The sequence below is a fragment of the Lysinibacillus sp. 10T31 genome (assembly GCF_056394365.1).
On sequence record NZ_JBFTHS010000204.1, the window covers coordinates 1 to 454 of the forward strand.

The following is a 454-nucleotide window of genomic DNA, read 5'->3' on the forward strand; positions in this document are numbered from 1 at the left end:
GGCCATAACGGTGTGACGGTCAAGGTTGAAGTCCCGGGCGAAGGCAGCCAACTGGTGCTGGACAATTCAAGCGCGGAAGGCAAAACCGGTTCTGCGATCGTTGTGGACAATGCCGGGGCAACGAACACCATTACTGACATTCATGTCATTAACGGTTCGACCCTCAAGGGCGGCAACGGCACTATTCTTGAAGTGGCGGGAGCGGCGTCGGTCAACATGAATGTTGGCAGCAGTGCACTGGAAGGCAATGTTCAGGTGGCCGGTAACAGCACCGCCAACCTGAACTTCAACCAGGCCTCGCTGACGGGTGATGTGATCGCCGAGGCGGGCAGCACCGCTAATGTGCAGTTGCAGCAAGGTTCGCTGTTGACCGGGCGCCTGGAGAACGTCGCCACGCTCGGCATCGATCATCAATCCGAATGGGCCATGACCGGCAACAGCCAGGTCGGCGACC

The 454-nt window shown here is 59.0% G+C and carries 1 protein-coding gene; it reads left to right on the plus strand.

Annotated elements, in window-relative coordinates:
• Window positions 1-454, plus strand: a 454-nt coding sequence (locus AC1DCY_RS27655; RefSeq protein ID WP_477355962.1) for a hypothetical protein, incomplete at both ends; no start/stop codon positions are given.